The sequence below is a fragment of the Cupriavidus gilardii genome (genome assembly GCF_013347325.1).
In the GTDB taxonomy this organism is placed as follows: domain Bacteria; phylum Pseudomonadota; class Gammaproteobacteria; order Burkholderiales; family Burkholderiaceae; genus Cupriavidus; species Cupriavidus gilardii.
In genome coordinates, this window is sequence record NZ_CP054626.1 from 778,733 (window position 1) to 792,729 (window position 13,997).

Here is a 13,997-nt window from a genome sequence, read left to right on the forward strand (position 1 = left end):
TCATGCAAGCAAGCGAATCGACGACTGCGGTCGCATTCCCGTTCCAGCTGTCGCGCAATCCCTTCGGCCGTCTGGTATTGACGACCGCCGAGGGCATGGTGCATGAGGGCGTGGTCGCCGTGCGCGCGTTCCCGATCACGGCGCCGGACGATGGCATCGCGCTGGTCAGCGCCGAGGGCCACGAGCTGGCGTGGATCGAGCGCCTGGAGCACCTGCCGGCGAGCGCGCGCGCGATCGTCGAGGAAGAGCTGGGCGGGCGCGAATTCATGCCCGAGATCCGCCGCATCGTCAGCGTGTCGACCTTCGCCACGCCGAGTACGTGGCAGGTCGAGACCGATCGCGGTCCGACCCGGCTGGTGCTGCGCGGCGAGGAGGATATCCGCCGGCTGGCGGGCACCACGCTGCTGATCTCCGACAGCCATGGCATCCACTACCTGATCCGCAGTCAGCAGGCGCTGGACAAGGCCAGCCGCAAGCTGCTGGACCGCTTCCTGTAAGCGCTGTCACGCGGCTGCGCCAAGCGTCCGTTGCCGCGAGTCTCTTAGGCCGCACCACCGAAATATCCAGATACAAAGCTGCGTTGCCGCCTCGCGCCCGCAGGGTGTAACTTGCCATCGCTGTCCCAACCAACAAGGAGATCTCGATGAAGAGGAACCACATGTTGATGGGTTTGCTGGTGGCCGCGGGCGTGTTCGGTTCATCGGTCGGCCTGGCGCAATCCAGCTCTGGCGGCGGCTCGGCCGGCGCCGGCGGGTACGGCGCAGGAGCGGGGGCCCCGCCGGAGTCGCAGCGGGGTGGCTCGCAGATGGGGGGGCCGCAGACGGGCGGTTCGGATACGCGTGGCTCGCAGATGGGCGGCTCGCAAAGGGGCGGCGCGCAGATGGGCGGCCCCTCGGGACGCGTCGCTCAACCCGGCGAGCGCGCCACGCCGTCGGCTACGCCCGGCGGTCCCGGCGCATCGGCTTCGCCGTATGCCTATGCGCCAGGGCAATGGAAGAAGGGCGATCGTCTGCCGACCGCCTATCGGGACCGTCAGTACGTGATCGACGACTGGCGCTCGTTCCAGCTGGAACGCCCGCCGAAGGGGCACCAGTGGGTCGGTATCGGCAATGAGTTCCTGCTGGTCTCGACCCGCAACGGCACCATCGCCCGCGTCGTGACCGGGCAATAGCGCGCAACGGGCGGGCAATACATTGGCCCGTCGCAATACGACCCGCGCAGCGTGAGGACGCCGGCGCGGGTTTTTGTTTGGCGCTGGCTCAAAAAAAAAGGACGTCCGAAGACGTCCTTTTCATTGGTTCGGGGCCCGGCCCCGAACCGGCTTAACGCGAGAAGCGCGAGCGGCCCTGGCCTTGGCGCTGGCCGCCGTAGCCGCCACCGTTGCCGCCATGGCGATTGCCGTAGCCGCCGCGGTTGCCGTCGCCGAAGCTGCGGGCACCGTCGCGGCTGTCGCCACGATTGTCGCCACGATAGCCCCCACGATTGCCATCGCGGTCGCCGAAGCTGCGCTCGGCCGGCTTGCGGTCGCCGAACGGACGGTCGCCATATTGACGATCGCCGAAGCTGCGCTCGCCGAACGGGCGATTGCCGTTGCCGCCGGCGCCGTAGCCACGCGATTCGCCGCCGCCGAAGCTGCGCGGTGCCTGCTCGCGATCACCGCGATAGCCGCCACCGTTGCCGCCGCCGTTGCCATAACCGCGCGACTCGCCACCGGCGAACTTGCGCTCGCCGCCGCGATAGCCGCCACCATTGCCCGGACGGCCACCGCCGGGCTTGCCGCCGAAGCCGGTGCGCGGCTTGGGCGTGCGGCGCGGTTCCAGGCCTTCGATCACCGACGCGGTGACGCGGTTGTTGGTGAAGCGCTCGATCCGCTTCCACTGGAATGCATCGTTGTGGTTGACCAGGTTGATCGCCACGCCGGAGCGGCCCGCGCGGCCGGTACGGCCGATACGGTGCACATAGTCCTCGGCCTGCTTGGGCAGGTCGAAGTTCACCACGTGGGTGATATCGGGCACGTCGATGCCGCGCGCGGCCACGTCGGTGGCGACCAGCACGCGCAGGTTGCCGCGGCGCAGTGCCGTCAGCGTGCGATTGCGCGCGCCCTGCGTCATGTCGCCGTGCAATGCGCCGGCGGCAAAACCGGTGTCCGACAGGCGCTCGGCCAGCGAATCGGCATCGCGCTTGGTCGCGGTGAACACGATCGCCTGCTTCAGCGACGCGTCGCGCAGCAGATGGTCGAGCAGGCGCTCCTTGTGCGACATGTCGTCGGTGAAATGCAGGCGCTGCTCGATGTTGCTCTGATCGGCACGCGCCGCCGCGATTTCGATGCGCTGCGGGTCACGCAGCTGGCGCGCGGCCAGTTGCGCGATGCGGCCATCGACGGTCGCCGAGAACATCAGCGTCTGGCGGGTGGCCGGCGTCGCCGCGACGATCGCGTCGATGTCGTCGGAGAAGCCCATGTCCAGCATGCGGTCGGCCTCGTCGAACACCAGCATGTCGAGCTGCGACAGGTCGATGCGGCCGGCGTCGATATGGTCGAGCAGACGGCCCGGCGTCGCCACCAGGATGTCCGGCATCTTCGACAGCATCGCCAGCTGCTTCGGGTATGGCATGCCGCCCAGGATGCTCGCGCAGATGATGCGGCGCAGATGGCGGCCGTACTTGGCGGCCGCGTCGGTCACCTGCAGCGCCAGTTCGCGGGTCGGCGTCAGCACCAGCAGCGACGGCTGGGCCGGGGCCGGGCGGGGACGCTTGCCCTTCATCCGCTTGACGGGCTCGTCGGCGCGCGGGCGGTTCGGCGCGGGACGTTCCGAAATGCGCTGGATCGCCGGCAGCATGAAGGCGGCGGTCTTGCCCGAGCCGGTCTGGCTCGACACCAGCAGGTCGCGGCCGGCCAGGAAGGCCGGGATCGCCTGCGCCTGTACCGGCGTCGGCGTGGTGTAGTTGGCTTCGGCCAGCGCGCGCAGGATCGCGGCGTCGAGGCCTAGCGCGGCAAAACCGTCGGCCGCCGAGGCGGCGGCTTCGGGCGCGTCCTGCGGCTCGAGGATCGCCTGCAGGCGGTCCAGCGGGCTCGGCGCGTTGGTATTGGAGATATCGTTGGCGGAGGCAAAAGGCTGCTCCGCACGGAATTCGTGCTGGGTCATGTCGTAAGGGTCTTGATGCATGGCACCCCTGCCGTCGGCAAGAGGGTGGGCGCAGTGCAAAGTCTTAAAAAGGCTTCGGCGCCAATCGGAAGGCCGTGACGACAGACTCAGCTGGCAGTACGGCGGCAGGCAGGGGGCGACCGGTACAAGACCGGAAGCCGGGTCCCTGGCAGGCAAACAGCAACGAGGCTGTTCAACAGGATCGGAGACGAGGCGGCGTCAAGTGAGATGGCGGCCTGGCAAGCGGCGGGTGGTCGAACACTACTGGGAAACGACCGGAGAACCGAGCGACAGAGCTTGAGAGCGGAAGCGGCATCGCCTCTGGCCCGCGGGGCTGGTCGGCGTGTGCACGGCTCGCATTGCGAACTCACGGGGCGCATTCTAGCAGAACCCGCAAATTCTTGCTGCACTGCGAAAACATTGCCCGCAAGCGCCTTTGGGCGGACATTGGCGAGGCTCCGCCGGCTCCCGAGTCCACGTCTCTTGAATCCCCGAACCCCCGCCCTATACTCGCAGTGTCGACACGAAGTGCCGGCACGGATGCGGACAACCTCCCACCCGATGGCCGTCTCCAGCGAGTGCCTCGCTGTTCGCCATCGGTATCTCCGCAATGCACGCCAGCGCCTTCTTTCTCCGACTGTCCGGGTGGTCCGGATGGGCGGCCGCGACATCGGCGGAACCATGAGGAAGAGGACCTGTACCGTGGCTTGTGGCGATGCCGCCAGCGTCGACCCAGACTGCCCGGCCCGTCCGCAGCCAGCCCGCCAGGACATTGGCGGGCTTTTCATTTGTGCGGGAGTTGGCGCCACGAGGCGGGCACGACGGCCAGATCACACCCGCGAGGCGGCTCCGCATGCCGGACGATCGGCCCCGAGAGGAGGGTCCGCGCGCCAAGTCGCACCCGGGACGCAGCTCCACGGGCGAAATCGCACATGGCCTGGTGCCGGCGAGACGCTCCCCGCCAAGTGACTTTGCTATACTCCGCCCCTGTCTCGGCCGATGGCCGCGCGCGCGGAATTGCCGGTTCAACGGTGTCCGCATCCCAGGGCGTCGCAGCGATGCCCGTCTATCCGCTCGCCGTAGTTCAATGGATAGAACGAGCGCCTCCTAAGCGCTAGATACAGGTTCGATTCCTGTCGGCGGGACCACTCCCCACATTCCCATTTGCATCGCCCCGTTTTCCACACGGTCGCGGCGCGCAATCCGCGACGCCGGACGCCGCGCGAGCACTGATGGCCGGGCGTCGGCATCCGGCAGGACCGAAACGGCTATCGAGGATCAGGCGCCGTCGAGGAACGGGCTGCGCTGGCCGAGGCGCGTGCCCAGCGCATCCGGCGGCAGGCTCATGCTGGCCGGGTCGATGGCAGGGTCGGTGCTCGGCATGCCCGCTTGCGCAACAGGCGCGGCGGCTGGCGCGTACGGATCGCCGGCGACCGGCGCGGCGGCTGGAGCTTGCGCCGTTGCCGCCGGCATGCCCTGCATCGGCTGGGCCGAAGGCATCGCCTGCGCGGAAGGCGCGGACTGGATCGACTGCGCGGATTGCGCGGATTGTGCGTATGGCGAGGATTGGGTGGACTGCATCGGCTGCATCGTCTGTGCGGCCGGCATCGGCTGAGTCGGCTGCAGCGGCTGGGACTGCCGCGCGAGCAGCGGGTACGACGCGATCATCGCGCCAGCCATCAACAGGGATTTCGCCAGATGTTGCTTCATTCGTGTACCTCCATCAAAACGCCTACAGGCAAGGGAGGAATCACTGTAGCGGCGAGGCGTCTGACATTCTGTTCGATTTTGCAACGGTGATTAACGAGCCTTGTCAGCGGCGCCGATGCGGCTTACAACCACGCGCGCAATGGCCGCAACGGCGCCGGCGCAGGGATTGCGTAGCCGTGCGCCAGGCGCGCGCGCAGGCATCGATCGCGAAGGCTCGACGCGAATGGGCCAGTGTAGAATTCGGCCGCGTGTTGCCCCAAGGCGGCCGCTGTGCGCTGACGCCTTTGTCGAGCACCGTCGCGGAGTCGACAACATGGACGGACAACAACAAGCGATCCTCTGCGTGCCCGCGGCCAGCGCTGTCGGTTCGCGGCCAGCCAACCGATGAAATCCATTGCGCATCCCCCACGCGTCGTCGCGCTGGCCTTCCTGCTGGCGATCGCGGCCGGCACGCTGCTGCTGCGCTTGCCGATGTCCCAGGCAGACGGGCATGCGGCGCCGTGGCTGACGGCGCTGTTCACCGCCGTATCCGCGGTCTGCGTGACCGGGCTGGCGGTGGTCGATACCGGTACCTACTGGTCCGGCTTCGGCCAGACCGTGATCCTGGTGCTGTTCCAGATCGGCGGCTTCGGCATGATGACGGCCGCGACCCTGCTGGGCCTGATGGTCAATCGTTCGCTGCGGCTGCGCACGAAGCTGATCACGCAGGTAGAGACGCGCTCGCTGGGCGTCGGCGACGTGACCAGCGTGGCGCGGCTGGTACTGGTCGCGACCCTTGCGTCCGAGGCCGTCGTTACGGCGCTGCTGACCTTGCGGCTTCACTACGCCTACGATCTGCCGTGGGCCGAGGCACTGTGGAGCGGACTGTTCCATGCCGTGTCCGCCTTCAACAACGCCGGCTTTTCGATCCACGCCGACGGCCTCACGCGCTATGCGTCCGATGCGCTGATGCTGATGCCGGTGATGCTGGCGATCGTGGTCGGCGGCATCGGCTTCCCGGTGCTGCACGATGTCCGGCGCAAGGCGCGCAATCCTCATCACTGGTCACTGCACACCAAGCTGACCCTTGCCGGTACGGCCGTCCTGCTGTTGGCCGGATTCGTCGGCATCCTGCTGTTCGAATGGTCCAATGCAAGGACGCTGGGTCCGATGTCCGTGGCCGACAAGCTGCTGGGTGCCGCCTTTGCGTCGGTGTCGGCGCGCACGGCCGGTTTCAATGCGGTGGATATCGGCGGCCTGACGCGGGAATCCCTGGCGCTGCACTACTTCCTGATGTTCATCGGCGGCGGCAGCGCGGGCACGGCGGGCGGCGTCAAGGTCGGTACCATGGCGATCCTCGTACTGCTGGTAATCGCCGAGATCCGGGGCCAAAGCGATTGCGAGGCATATGGCCGCAGGCTGGGCGCGTCGGCGCAGCGCCAGGCCATCACGGTGCTGGTGCTCGGCAGTGCGCTGGCCACCATCGGTACACTGGTGCTGCTGCGCACGACGGTCGTTCCGACCGACCAGGTCATCTTCGAGGTCATCTCGGCATTCGGCACCGTCGGCCTGTCGACTGGAATCACCGCCGACCTTCCCGCGCCGGCGCAGCTGACGCTGGCCCTGCTGATGTACGCCGGCCGCGTGGGCACCATCACGCTGGCGGCATCGCTGGTATTGGGCGAGCGCCGCATGCCGTTCCGCTATCCGGAGGAGCACCCAATTGTTGGCTAGATTGTTTACCGAGCAGTTCTCGTTCTCGAAGGGCGACAGCGTCGTCGTGATCGGGCTGGGCCGCTTCGGCAGCTCGGTCGCGCAGTCTCTGATGCGCCTGGGCCACGACGTGATGGGCCTGGACAAGGAAGCGGAGCCAGTACAGGTCTGGGGCAACTATCTGACGCATGCGGTGCAGGCCGATTCCACCAACGTCAACGTGATGCGCCAGCTCGGCGTGGCCGACTTCGCCCATGCCATCGTCGGCATCGGCTCGGACCTTGCGGCCAGCCTGATGACGATCATGGCGCTGACCGAACTCGACATCAAGGACATCTGGGTCAAGGCGATGTCGGCCGAGCACGGGCAGATCGCCCAGCGCATCGGCGCGCATCACGTGGTCTATCCGGAAGCCGATATGGGCGAGCGCGTCGCGCATCTGATCACCGGACGGATGATCGATTTCATCGAGTTCGACGACGGCTTCGCGATCGCCAAGGTCCATGCGCCGGCGTCGACCCATAACCAGACGCTGGCGCAATCCGGCGTGCGGGAGAAGTCGGGCGTCACGGTGGTTGGCGTCAAACGCGCGAACGAGGACTTCCAGCATGCAACGCCGAGCACGCGCGTATTGCCGGGCGACCTGCTGATCGTGTCGGGCCCGACGCGCAAGATCCAGTCGTTCGCGGGCGACGTGGCCAGGCGCTAGTGGGAGGTCGCCGGGCAGCATGACGAGCCGGCTCGATCAAGCGCGCCGCCTGCTGGCAGTGGCCCAGACGGGCCTGCACGACGGCCGCGATCCCCTCGATGCCGAGGGTGGCCGTGGGTTCCCCGGTCAGCCGCGAAGGCGCGCCAGCACGGCCCGATTCCACTGCTGGATCTGATCCTCGCAGGCCTGCGGATATGCCAGTCCCGTACGCGCGGCCACCTCTCGTCCCAGGCGCCCATAGAGCTGGACCGTGGCGTCGAACGCGCGTCGTGCATCGGCGGTGCCGAAACGTCCGAATACCTGCTGCATCGCATGCCATGCATCGCGATCGGTCCACTGTTCCATGCGCAGGCCGTTGTGCCAGACATCGACCTTGCCGCCGTGCAGCGCCAGCGCGTGCCATTGCGCCATGCGCAGCAGCAGCGTCTTCATCGTCCAGTCGCGCTGCTTGACCAGCCACAGTTCGCCGCGCACCAGATAGCGCGGGACATGGAACGCTTCGAACCAGAACTCTTCGACACTCGCCTGGAATTCCTGCTGTGACGGCAGGCCTTGCAGCGGGAAGCGATACGGCGCAGGCGGCAGCGAGCCGGTCACGCTGGCCTTGTCGAGCAGGACGCGATAGCCGCGGGCATACAAGCCGTCCAGGCCCTCGGGGCCCGTCATCCGTTCCAGCCGTTCGATACCGGCGACCGTGAAGTCGATCTTGACGCCGCCCCGGTAGATTGCCAGCCGCGTCGGCCATCGCTGATCGCCGTCGGCCTCGAGGCGCAACACCGTGATCAGCGTGCCAATCTGGCGAAGCCAGCCGTCGTCACGCGCCAGCGTATTGGGATCGGACGAGATGATCTCGATATCGAGATCGGAATACTCGTCCGCGGAATCGTCGCGTCGTGCCAGCGAACCCGTCTGGATCACCGCCAGGACCGCGTCCGTGGCGCTCGCCCAGTCCAGTACCGACTGCAGATAGCCGTCTCGTGATGTCATGCGACGCTCAGCAGCCGCGCGGCAGCATCCGATGAGACTTGGCATAGGCGCGCAGCGCATCATTGATGCGCGTTTGCCACCCGTCGCCGGTTGCCTTGAATGCCTGCAGCACGTCAGGATCGAGTCGCAGGGTTTGACTGACTTTGCGTTCGGCCGCCGGCAGGGCAGGGCGACCCCGTCGCTTGATCAGCGCCTCAACGTTTTTCTCGCCAAGCACTTCGGCCAATGCTTCACGTGCCGGACGCATACGCTTGATCTGCTCGGTCGTCAGTTCGACCGCATCCGGATCGCCCGCAATGCCGCGCGCGATGGCGGCGTTCTCGTCGGCGGCCGGCATGGTCAGCTTAGATTTCCTGTTCATGGTCTCGCACCTCTCGGAAATTGGCTTTGCGTAGACTGATGGCCCGCAGCGTGTCGCCTCGTATGGTGAAGACCAGACATTGCAGGCGGGTACCGATCGGGCCGTAGGCGATGTAGCGTGTTTCGCCGTATTGCCTGCGTTCATCTATTAAGATTTTTGCTACTACGCTAAATCGCCGAAATCGGCTGCGCTTGTGCCGAGTTGACGTAAGCTGTCGGGAACAGGCCGTAGTTGGCGCGGATGCGCCGTTGTCTCAATGCTCCGGCGCGCCGCGAAGCCCCCAGTCTGCGTTGACCTTCAACGGCCTTCCCGCGGCCGCAGCACCCACAGCGCGACGATCCCGCCCACCACGCCCCAGAACGCCGAGCCGATGCCGGCCAGCGTCATGCCGGAGGCCGTGATCATGAAGGTCAGCAGCGCGGCCTCGCGCTCGCCGGGGCTTTGCATCGCCGTGGTCAGGCCGCTGGCGATCGAGCCGAGCAGCGCGAAGGCGGCCACGGCGATCACCAGCGCCTGCGGGAAGGCGGCGAACAGCGCCGCGATGCTGGCGGCCAGCGTGCCGGCGATCAGGTAGCCGACGCCGCAGACGACCGCCGCGGTGTAGCGCCGCGCCGGGTCCGGATGTGCCTCGTTGCCGGTGCAGATGGCCGCCGTGATCGCGGCGAGATTGATGCCGTGCGAACCGAACGGAGCCAGCACCGCGGAGGCCACGCCCGTCACGGTGATCAGCGGCGACGCCTTGACGTGATAGCCATCGGCCCGCAGCACGGCCAGGCCCGGGATGTTCTGCGATGCCAGCGCGACGATGAACAGCGGGATCGCGATGCTGACGAAGGCCTGCAGCGAGAACGCCGGCGTGGTCCATACCGGCGCCGCCACCGCGAAATGGAACTGTTCGAAATGCAATTGTCCGAGCATGCCGGCCAGCGCGACGCCGATCGCCAGCACGCCGGGCACCGCATAGCGCGGCCACCAGCGCTTGCCCAGCAGATAGACCGCGAACATCGGCAACAACAGCAGCGTCTGGTGCTGCGCCTGCACGAACACGTCGATGCTGATGCGGAACAGGATGCCGGCCAGCAGCGCCGCCGCGATGCTGGCCGGCAGCGCGCGCATCAGCCGGTCGAACCAGCCGGTCAGGCCGGCGGCCGTCATCAGCAGCGCCGCCAGCAGGAAGGCGCCGATCGCCTCGGCGTACGGCACGCCGGGCAGGCTGGCGATCAGCAGTGCCGCGCCCGGCGTGGACCACGCGATCACGATCGGCACGCGCGTGAGCAGCGACAGGCCGATGGTGGTCACGCCCATGCCGATCGACAGCGCCCAGATCCACGAGGCGATCTGCGCGTCGCTCAGATGCGCAGCCTGACCGGCCTGGATCATCAGCACCAGCGAACTGGTATAGCCGGTCAGCATGGCGACCAGACCGGCGACGAAGGCCGAAACGGAGAGATCGGTGACTTTGAGCGTGGCGGAGGGCATGGCGATTGGGTTCGGTCGGTGCGGCCGGTCGCATATGGCGGTGGACAGCCGCGTTGCGCGATCGGCAACTTGCGGCGATTGGTCACGCAGCCGGCATGCGAAGATGCGCTGGCGATCGGGCCCGCAGTGCGTTGAGGGCGACATCTTCGCACGACCGCGCGGCCTCGTCGACGCGGCGCTGGCATGCCGTCGCGGGGACCGAGGGGCCGCCGCCGGCCTACAGGCGTTTTCCCTTACGGATTTGTCCGACTGGAGCGCCTGCCGCCGTCCCGATACAGTGAGGCCGTGCCTTGGGAGCAGGGCACCGAGGAGAGACTCTTCAGCCCGCCTATGTCGCGGGCTGTTCTTTTTGATGGGCCGCCGATCGGCACCGCGCTGCGTTCCGTGGCAGCCCGCTACACATCAACCCCACGCCGCCTTCACATTCGCCCGCGACACTGCGCTGCCTGTCACCGACGCAACAGGAGCCCGGCATGATGCCATTCCGTCCCGCAGTGTCCGTTTCGAACCCCGCTTCCGCCAGCCGTTTCGGTAGCGCCTCCACCGTCTCGCCGTTCCCCGCCAGCACTGCCGACTATGACGTGATTGTCGTCGGCGCCAGCTTTGCCGGTGCGGCCTGCGCGCTGGCGGCTGCCCGTGCCGGCCTGCGCGTGGCGGTGCTCGAGCGCAAGAGCGACCCCGGCGCGAAGCTCCATACCACCGGCATCGTCGTCAAGGAAGCGGCCGAGCGGACCTGGCTGGGCCGCGCGCCGGCGCACTGCTTCCGCCGCGTCGAGCAGGTCCGCCTCTATTCGCCGGCGCTGCGCAGCCTGCGGCTGGACGCGCCCGGCTACTACTTCCTGACCACCGATACGCCGGCGCTGATGCGCTGGCTGGTCGGCGAGCTGGTGCGGCATGGCGTGACGGTGCACCTGGGCACGCCCTTCGTGCAGGCGATGCGCGACGGCGACCGCTGGCGCATTCCGGGCATCGGCCGCACCCGCTACCTGGTCGGCGCCGACGGCGCCAGGTCGCGCGTGGCGGCCTGGCTGGGCCTGCCCGGACCGCGTGACTTCCTCTACGGCATCGAGTACGAATTCGACGGCCTGACCCTGGCCGAGCCCGGGGCCTTGCATTGCTTCGTGGGCAAGCGCTTTGCACCCGGCTATCTCGGCTGGGCCGCGCAGACGCCCACCGGCGTGCAGATGGGCCTGGCGCTGCGGCGCCGCCGCCGCGGTCCGCGTACGCCCGACATCGAAGGCTTCCTCGCGCGCGTGCGGCATCTGCTCGAGGTGCCCGACGACGCGGTGCCGGCATCGACACGTGCCGGCCTGATTCCCTGCGGCGGACCGGTGCTGCCGCTGGGCCGCGATGGCGTGCTGCTGGCGGGCGATGCGGCCGGCGTGGTGTCGCCCGTCACCGCGGGCGGCATCCATTCGGCGTGGGAGCACGGGGAGACGATCGGCGCGGCGATCGCCGCGCATCTGCGCGACGGTGGACCGGCGCCCGAGCGCACCGTGCCGCGTGCCACCCCGCGCTTTCGCGCCAAGCGCGTGCTGCGCTGGCTGTTCGACCGCTGCCAGTCCGACCGGCTGTTCGAGTGGATGCTGTATTCCGCGCCGCTGCGCTGGGCCGCGCAGCGGCTCTATTTCCATCGACGGCGCCAGCGGCAGGGCGGGGCCGTGCTGGGCGCGCTCGACTAGAATGACGGACCCGTTTCCCGCGCTACATTTGCCGCCGCCGCCCGCACGTCCTCGATGCAAGCCAACGCCACGCATGCCCCGTCGATCCTCGTCGTCGACGACGAGTCCGCCATTGCCGATACGATCCTCTATGCGCTGCGCACCGAGGGCATGCAGGTCGAGCACTGCGCTCTCGGCGGCGAGGCGATCGCGCGGCTGCGCGCGCAGCCGGTCGACCTGGTGATCCTCGACGTGGGCCTGCCGGACCTGAACGGCTTCGAGGTCTGCCGCACGCTGCGCACCTTTTCCGATGTGCCGGTGATTTTCCTGACCGCGCGCCACGAGGAGATCGACCGTGTGGTCGGACTGGAGATCGGTGCGGACGACTATGTGGTCAAGCCGTTCTCGCCGCGCGAACTGGCGGCGCGCGTGCGCGTGATCCTGCGCCGCATGCGCGGCAGGGCCGACGGCGTGCCGTCGACACCCGCGCACGAGACCGCGCCGCCGTTCGTGCACGATCGCGACGGCGCCCGGCTGGCCTATCGCGGCCAGTGGCTCGACCTGACCCGCTACGAATACCGCCTGCTCGCGCTGCTGGCCGACCACCCGGGCCGCATCTATTCGCGCGCGCAGCTGATGGACCTCGTCTGGGACGACGCGCTCGACACCAGCGACCGCACGGTGGACACCCATATCAAGACGCTGCGCGCCAAGCTGCGCGCGGCCGGCGACGAGGACCCGATCCGCACCCATCGCGGCATGGGTTATTCGCTGGCGGTCTGAGCGAGCCATCACGCATGCGGATCGGCCTGCGCATCTTCCTGGGTTTCTTCCTGATCGTCGGGTTGGCGGCCTGGCTCACGCTGCGCGTGTTCGTGCAGGAGGTCAAGCCGGGCGTGCGCCAGGCGATGGAGGACACGCTGATCGATACCGCGCATGCGCTGGCCGCGCTGGCGGCCGATGACATGCGCGAGGGCCGCATTGCCGACGGCGCCTTCGCGCGTCAGCTGACCGCGCTGCGCGACGCGCCGCTGGACGCCGAACTGTGGGGCCTGCGCAAGCGCGAAATCGGCTACCGCGTCTATGTCACCGACACGGCCGGCATCGTGCGCTTCGATACGGCGGGCGCCGCGGTCGGCCAGGACTATTCGCGCTGGAACGACGTCTACCTGACGCTGCGCGGCAGGTACGGCGCGCGCAGCACGCGCAGCGACCCGAACGACGAGGGCAGCACCGTGATGTATGTCGCCGCGCCGATGCGCGACGGCGAGCGCCTGCTTGGCGTGCTGACCGTGGCCAAGCCCAATGCGGTGATGGCGCCGGTGATCGCACGCAGCCAGCATCGGATCCTGCTGCACGGGCTGCTGCTGATGGGCGGGGCGGCGGCGATCGGTCTGGCCTGCACGCTGTGGCTGGCGAACGGACTGCGCCGGCTGCGCCGCTATGCACGCGCGGTGGCGGCCGGCGAACGCGCCGCGATGCCGCTGTCGGGCGCCGGCGAGCTGGCCGAGCTGGGCCGGGCGATGGAGACCATGCGCCTGCGGCTCGAGGACAAGCAGTACGTCGAGCACTATATCCACACGCTGACGCACGAGATGAAGAGTCCGCTGGCGGCGATCCGCGGCGCGGCGGAATTGCTGCGCGAGGACATGCCCGCAGCGGACCGCGCCCGCTTCGTCCGCAATATCGACAGCCAGGCGCGGCGGCTGGCCGAAATGGTGGCCAAGCTGCTGGCGCTGGCCGAGGTCGAGCAGCGCCAGCGGCTGGAGGCGCCGCGCCCGGTCGCGCTGGCGCCGCTGTTGACGCAGCTGGCGACCGAGCTGGAGCCGCGGGCGCGCCAGCGCGGCGTGATGCTGTCGCCGTGTGTCGAGACCGATGCCGGGCCTGCCGAAGTGCTGGGCGATCCGTTCCTGCTGCGGCAGGCGCTGGTCAACCTGATCGACAACGCGGTCGACTTCGCCCCGGCCGGAAGCACCGTCGCGCTGGGCTTGCGCCGAGAGGAAGACCGCCACGGGGAGGCGTTTGCCGTGACGGTCGCCGACAGCGGCCCGGGCATCCCCGACTACGCGCTGCCGCGCGTGTTCGAGCGCTTCTATTCGCTGCCCCGGCCCGGCGGCCGCGACAAGGGCACCGGGCTGGGTCTGTGTTTCGCGCGCGAGGTGGCGCTGCTGCACCGGGGCGAGCTGACGCTGGGCAACCGGCCTCAGGGCGGGGCCCAGGCGCTGCTGCGCCTGCCGGCCGCGCCGCGCTAGCTG

Annotated in this window: 13 protein-coding genes and 1 tRNA gene; 8 read left to right on the top strand and 6 right to left on the bottom strand. The window is 68.6% G+C overall.

Annotated features, from left to right (window positions below; genetic code table 11):
* Nucleotides 1-2: 2 nt before the first annotated feature.
* Together FOB47_RS13665 and FOB47_RS13670 are read left to right on the top strand one after the other, a co-directional pair.
* Nucleotides 3-497 carry a cyanophycin metabolism-associated DUF1854 family protein gene (locus FOB47_RS13665; protein ID WP_053821270.1) on the top strand — a complete coding sequence of 165 codons (495 nt, stop codon included), beginning with the start codon at nt 3-5 and terminating at the stop codon, nt 495-497.
* Nucleotides 498-643: 146 nt separating this feature from the next.
* The gene (locus tag FOB47_RS13670) at nt 644-1,171 is read left to right on the top strand and encodes an RcnB family protein (protein ID WP_244959422.1); all 528 of its coding nucleotides are present in this window, start codon (nt 644-646) and stop codon (nt 1,169-1,171) included.
* A 151-nt stretch (nt 1,172-1,322) separates the two neighbouring features.
* Here the strand turns inward: FOB47_RS13670 and FOB47_RS13675 are convergent, their stop codons facing one another.
* Nucleotides 1,323-3,143, bottom strand: coding sequence for a DEAD/DEAH box helicase (locus tag FOB47_RS13675; protein ID WP_053823015.1), 1,821 nt, complete (start codon nt 3,141-3,143; stop codon nt 1,323-1,325).
* Between the two features lie 1,073 nt (nt 3,144-4,216).
* On the opposite strand from FOB47_RS13675, the gene FOB47_RS13680 reads away from it, so the two are divergent.
* Nucleotides 4,217-4,291 (top strand) — tRNA-Arg (locus FOB47_RS13680).
* A gap of 130 nt (nt 4,292-4,421) precedes the next feature.
* Here the strand turns inward: FOB47_RS13680 and FOB47_RS13685 are convergent.
* A complete protein-coding gene (locus FOB47_RS13685) occupies nt 4,422-4,853 on the bottom strand; it encodes a hypothetical protein (protein ID WP_174781317.1) in 432 nt (143 codons plus the stop codon).
* Nucleotides 4,854-5,237: 384 nt separating this feature from the next.
* Between FOB47_RS13685 and FOB47_RS13690 the strand changes: the two genes are divergently transcribed.
* Both FOB47_RS13690 and FOB47_RS13695 read left to right on the top strand, forming a co-directional pair.
* Nucleotides 5,238-6,566 (top strand): TrkH family potassium uptake protein, encoded by a 1,329-nt coding sequence (locus tag FOB47_RS13690; protein WP_174781318.1) that lies wholly within the window; start codon nt 5,238-5,240, stop codon nt 6,564-6,566.
* Nucleotides 6,556-7,254 (top strand): potassium channel family protein, encoded by a 699-nt coding sequence (locus FOB47_RS13695; RefSeq protein WP_170265835.1) that lies wholly within the window; start codon nt 6,556-6,558, stop codon nt 7,252-7,254. Before FOB47_RS13690 ends, FOB47_RS13695 begins: the two co-directional genes overlap by 11 nt.
* A 126-nt stretch (nt 7,255-7,380) precedes the next feature.
* On the opposite strand, the gene FOB47_RS13700 is transcribed toward FOB47_RS13695, so the two are convergent.
* The 4 genes from FOB47_RS13700 to FOB47_RS13715 form a co-directional block, all read right to left on the bottom strand.
* Nucleotides 7,381-8,241, bottom strand: a complete 861-nt coding sequence (locus FOB47_RS13700; protein ID WP_174781319.1) for an aminoglycoside 6-adenylyltransferase — start codon at nt 8,239-8,241, stop codon at nt 7,381-7,383.
* A gap of 7 nt (nt 8,242-8,248) precedes the next feature.
* Nucleotides 8,249-8,602 carry a BrnA antitoxin family protein gene (locus tag FOB47_RS13705; protein WP_244959423.1) on the bottom strand — a complete coding sequence of 118 codons (354 nt, stop codon included), beginning with the start codon at nt 8,600-8,602 and terminating at the stop codon, nt 8,249-8,251.
* Nucleotides 8,586-8,756, bottom strand: a complete 171-nt coding sequence (locus FOB47_RS13710) for a BrnT family toxin (RefSeq protein ID WP_174782430.1) — start codon at nt 8,754-8,756, stop codon at nt 8,586-8,588. Before FOB47_RS13710 ends, FOB47_RS13705 begins: the two co-directional genes overlap by 17 nt.
* 143 nt (nt 8,757-8,899) lie before the next feature.
* Entirely contained in the window at nt 8,900-10,081 is a 1,182-nt protein-coding gene (locus FOB47_RS13715; RefSeq protein WP_174781320.1) for a benzoate/H(+) symporter BenE family transporter, read from the bottom strand.
* A 473-nt stretch (nt 10,082-10,554) separates the two neighbouring features.
* Here FOB47_RS13715 and FOB47_RS13720 point away from each other — a divergent pair, with 473 nt between their 5' ends.
* From FOB47_RS13720 to creC, 3 genes are read left to right on the top strand one after another with little or no spacing between them, the layout of a single operon-like run.
* Nucleotides 10,555-11,763 (top strand): NAD(P)/FAD-dependent oxidoreductase, encoded by a 1,209-nt coding sequence (locus tag FOB47_RS13720; protein ID WP_244959424.1) that lies wholly within the window; start codon nt 10,555-10,557, stop codon nt 11,761-11,763.
* A 54-nt stretch (nt 11,764-11,817) separates the two neighbouring features.
* On the top strand, nt 11,818-12,525 hold the full coding sequence (creB, locus tag FOB47_RS13725; protein ID WP_174781321.1) for a two-component system response regulator CreB: 708 nt from the start codon (nt 11,818-11,820) through the stop codon (nt 12,523-12,525).
* A 14-nt stretch (nt 12,526-12,539) separates the two neighbouring features.
* Nucleotides 12,540-13,994 carry a two-component system sensor histidine kinase CreC gene (gene creC / locus FOB47_RS13730; protein WP_174781322.1) on the top strand — a complete coding sequence of 485 codons (1,455 nt, stop codon included), beginning with the start codon at nt 12,540-12,542 and terminating at the stop codon, nt 13,992-13,994.
* Nucleotides 13,995-13,997: the final 3 nt, after the last annotated feature.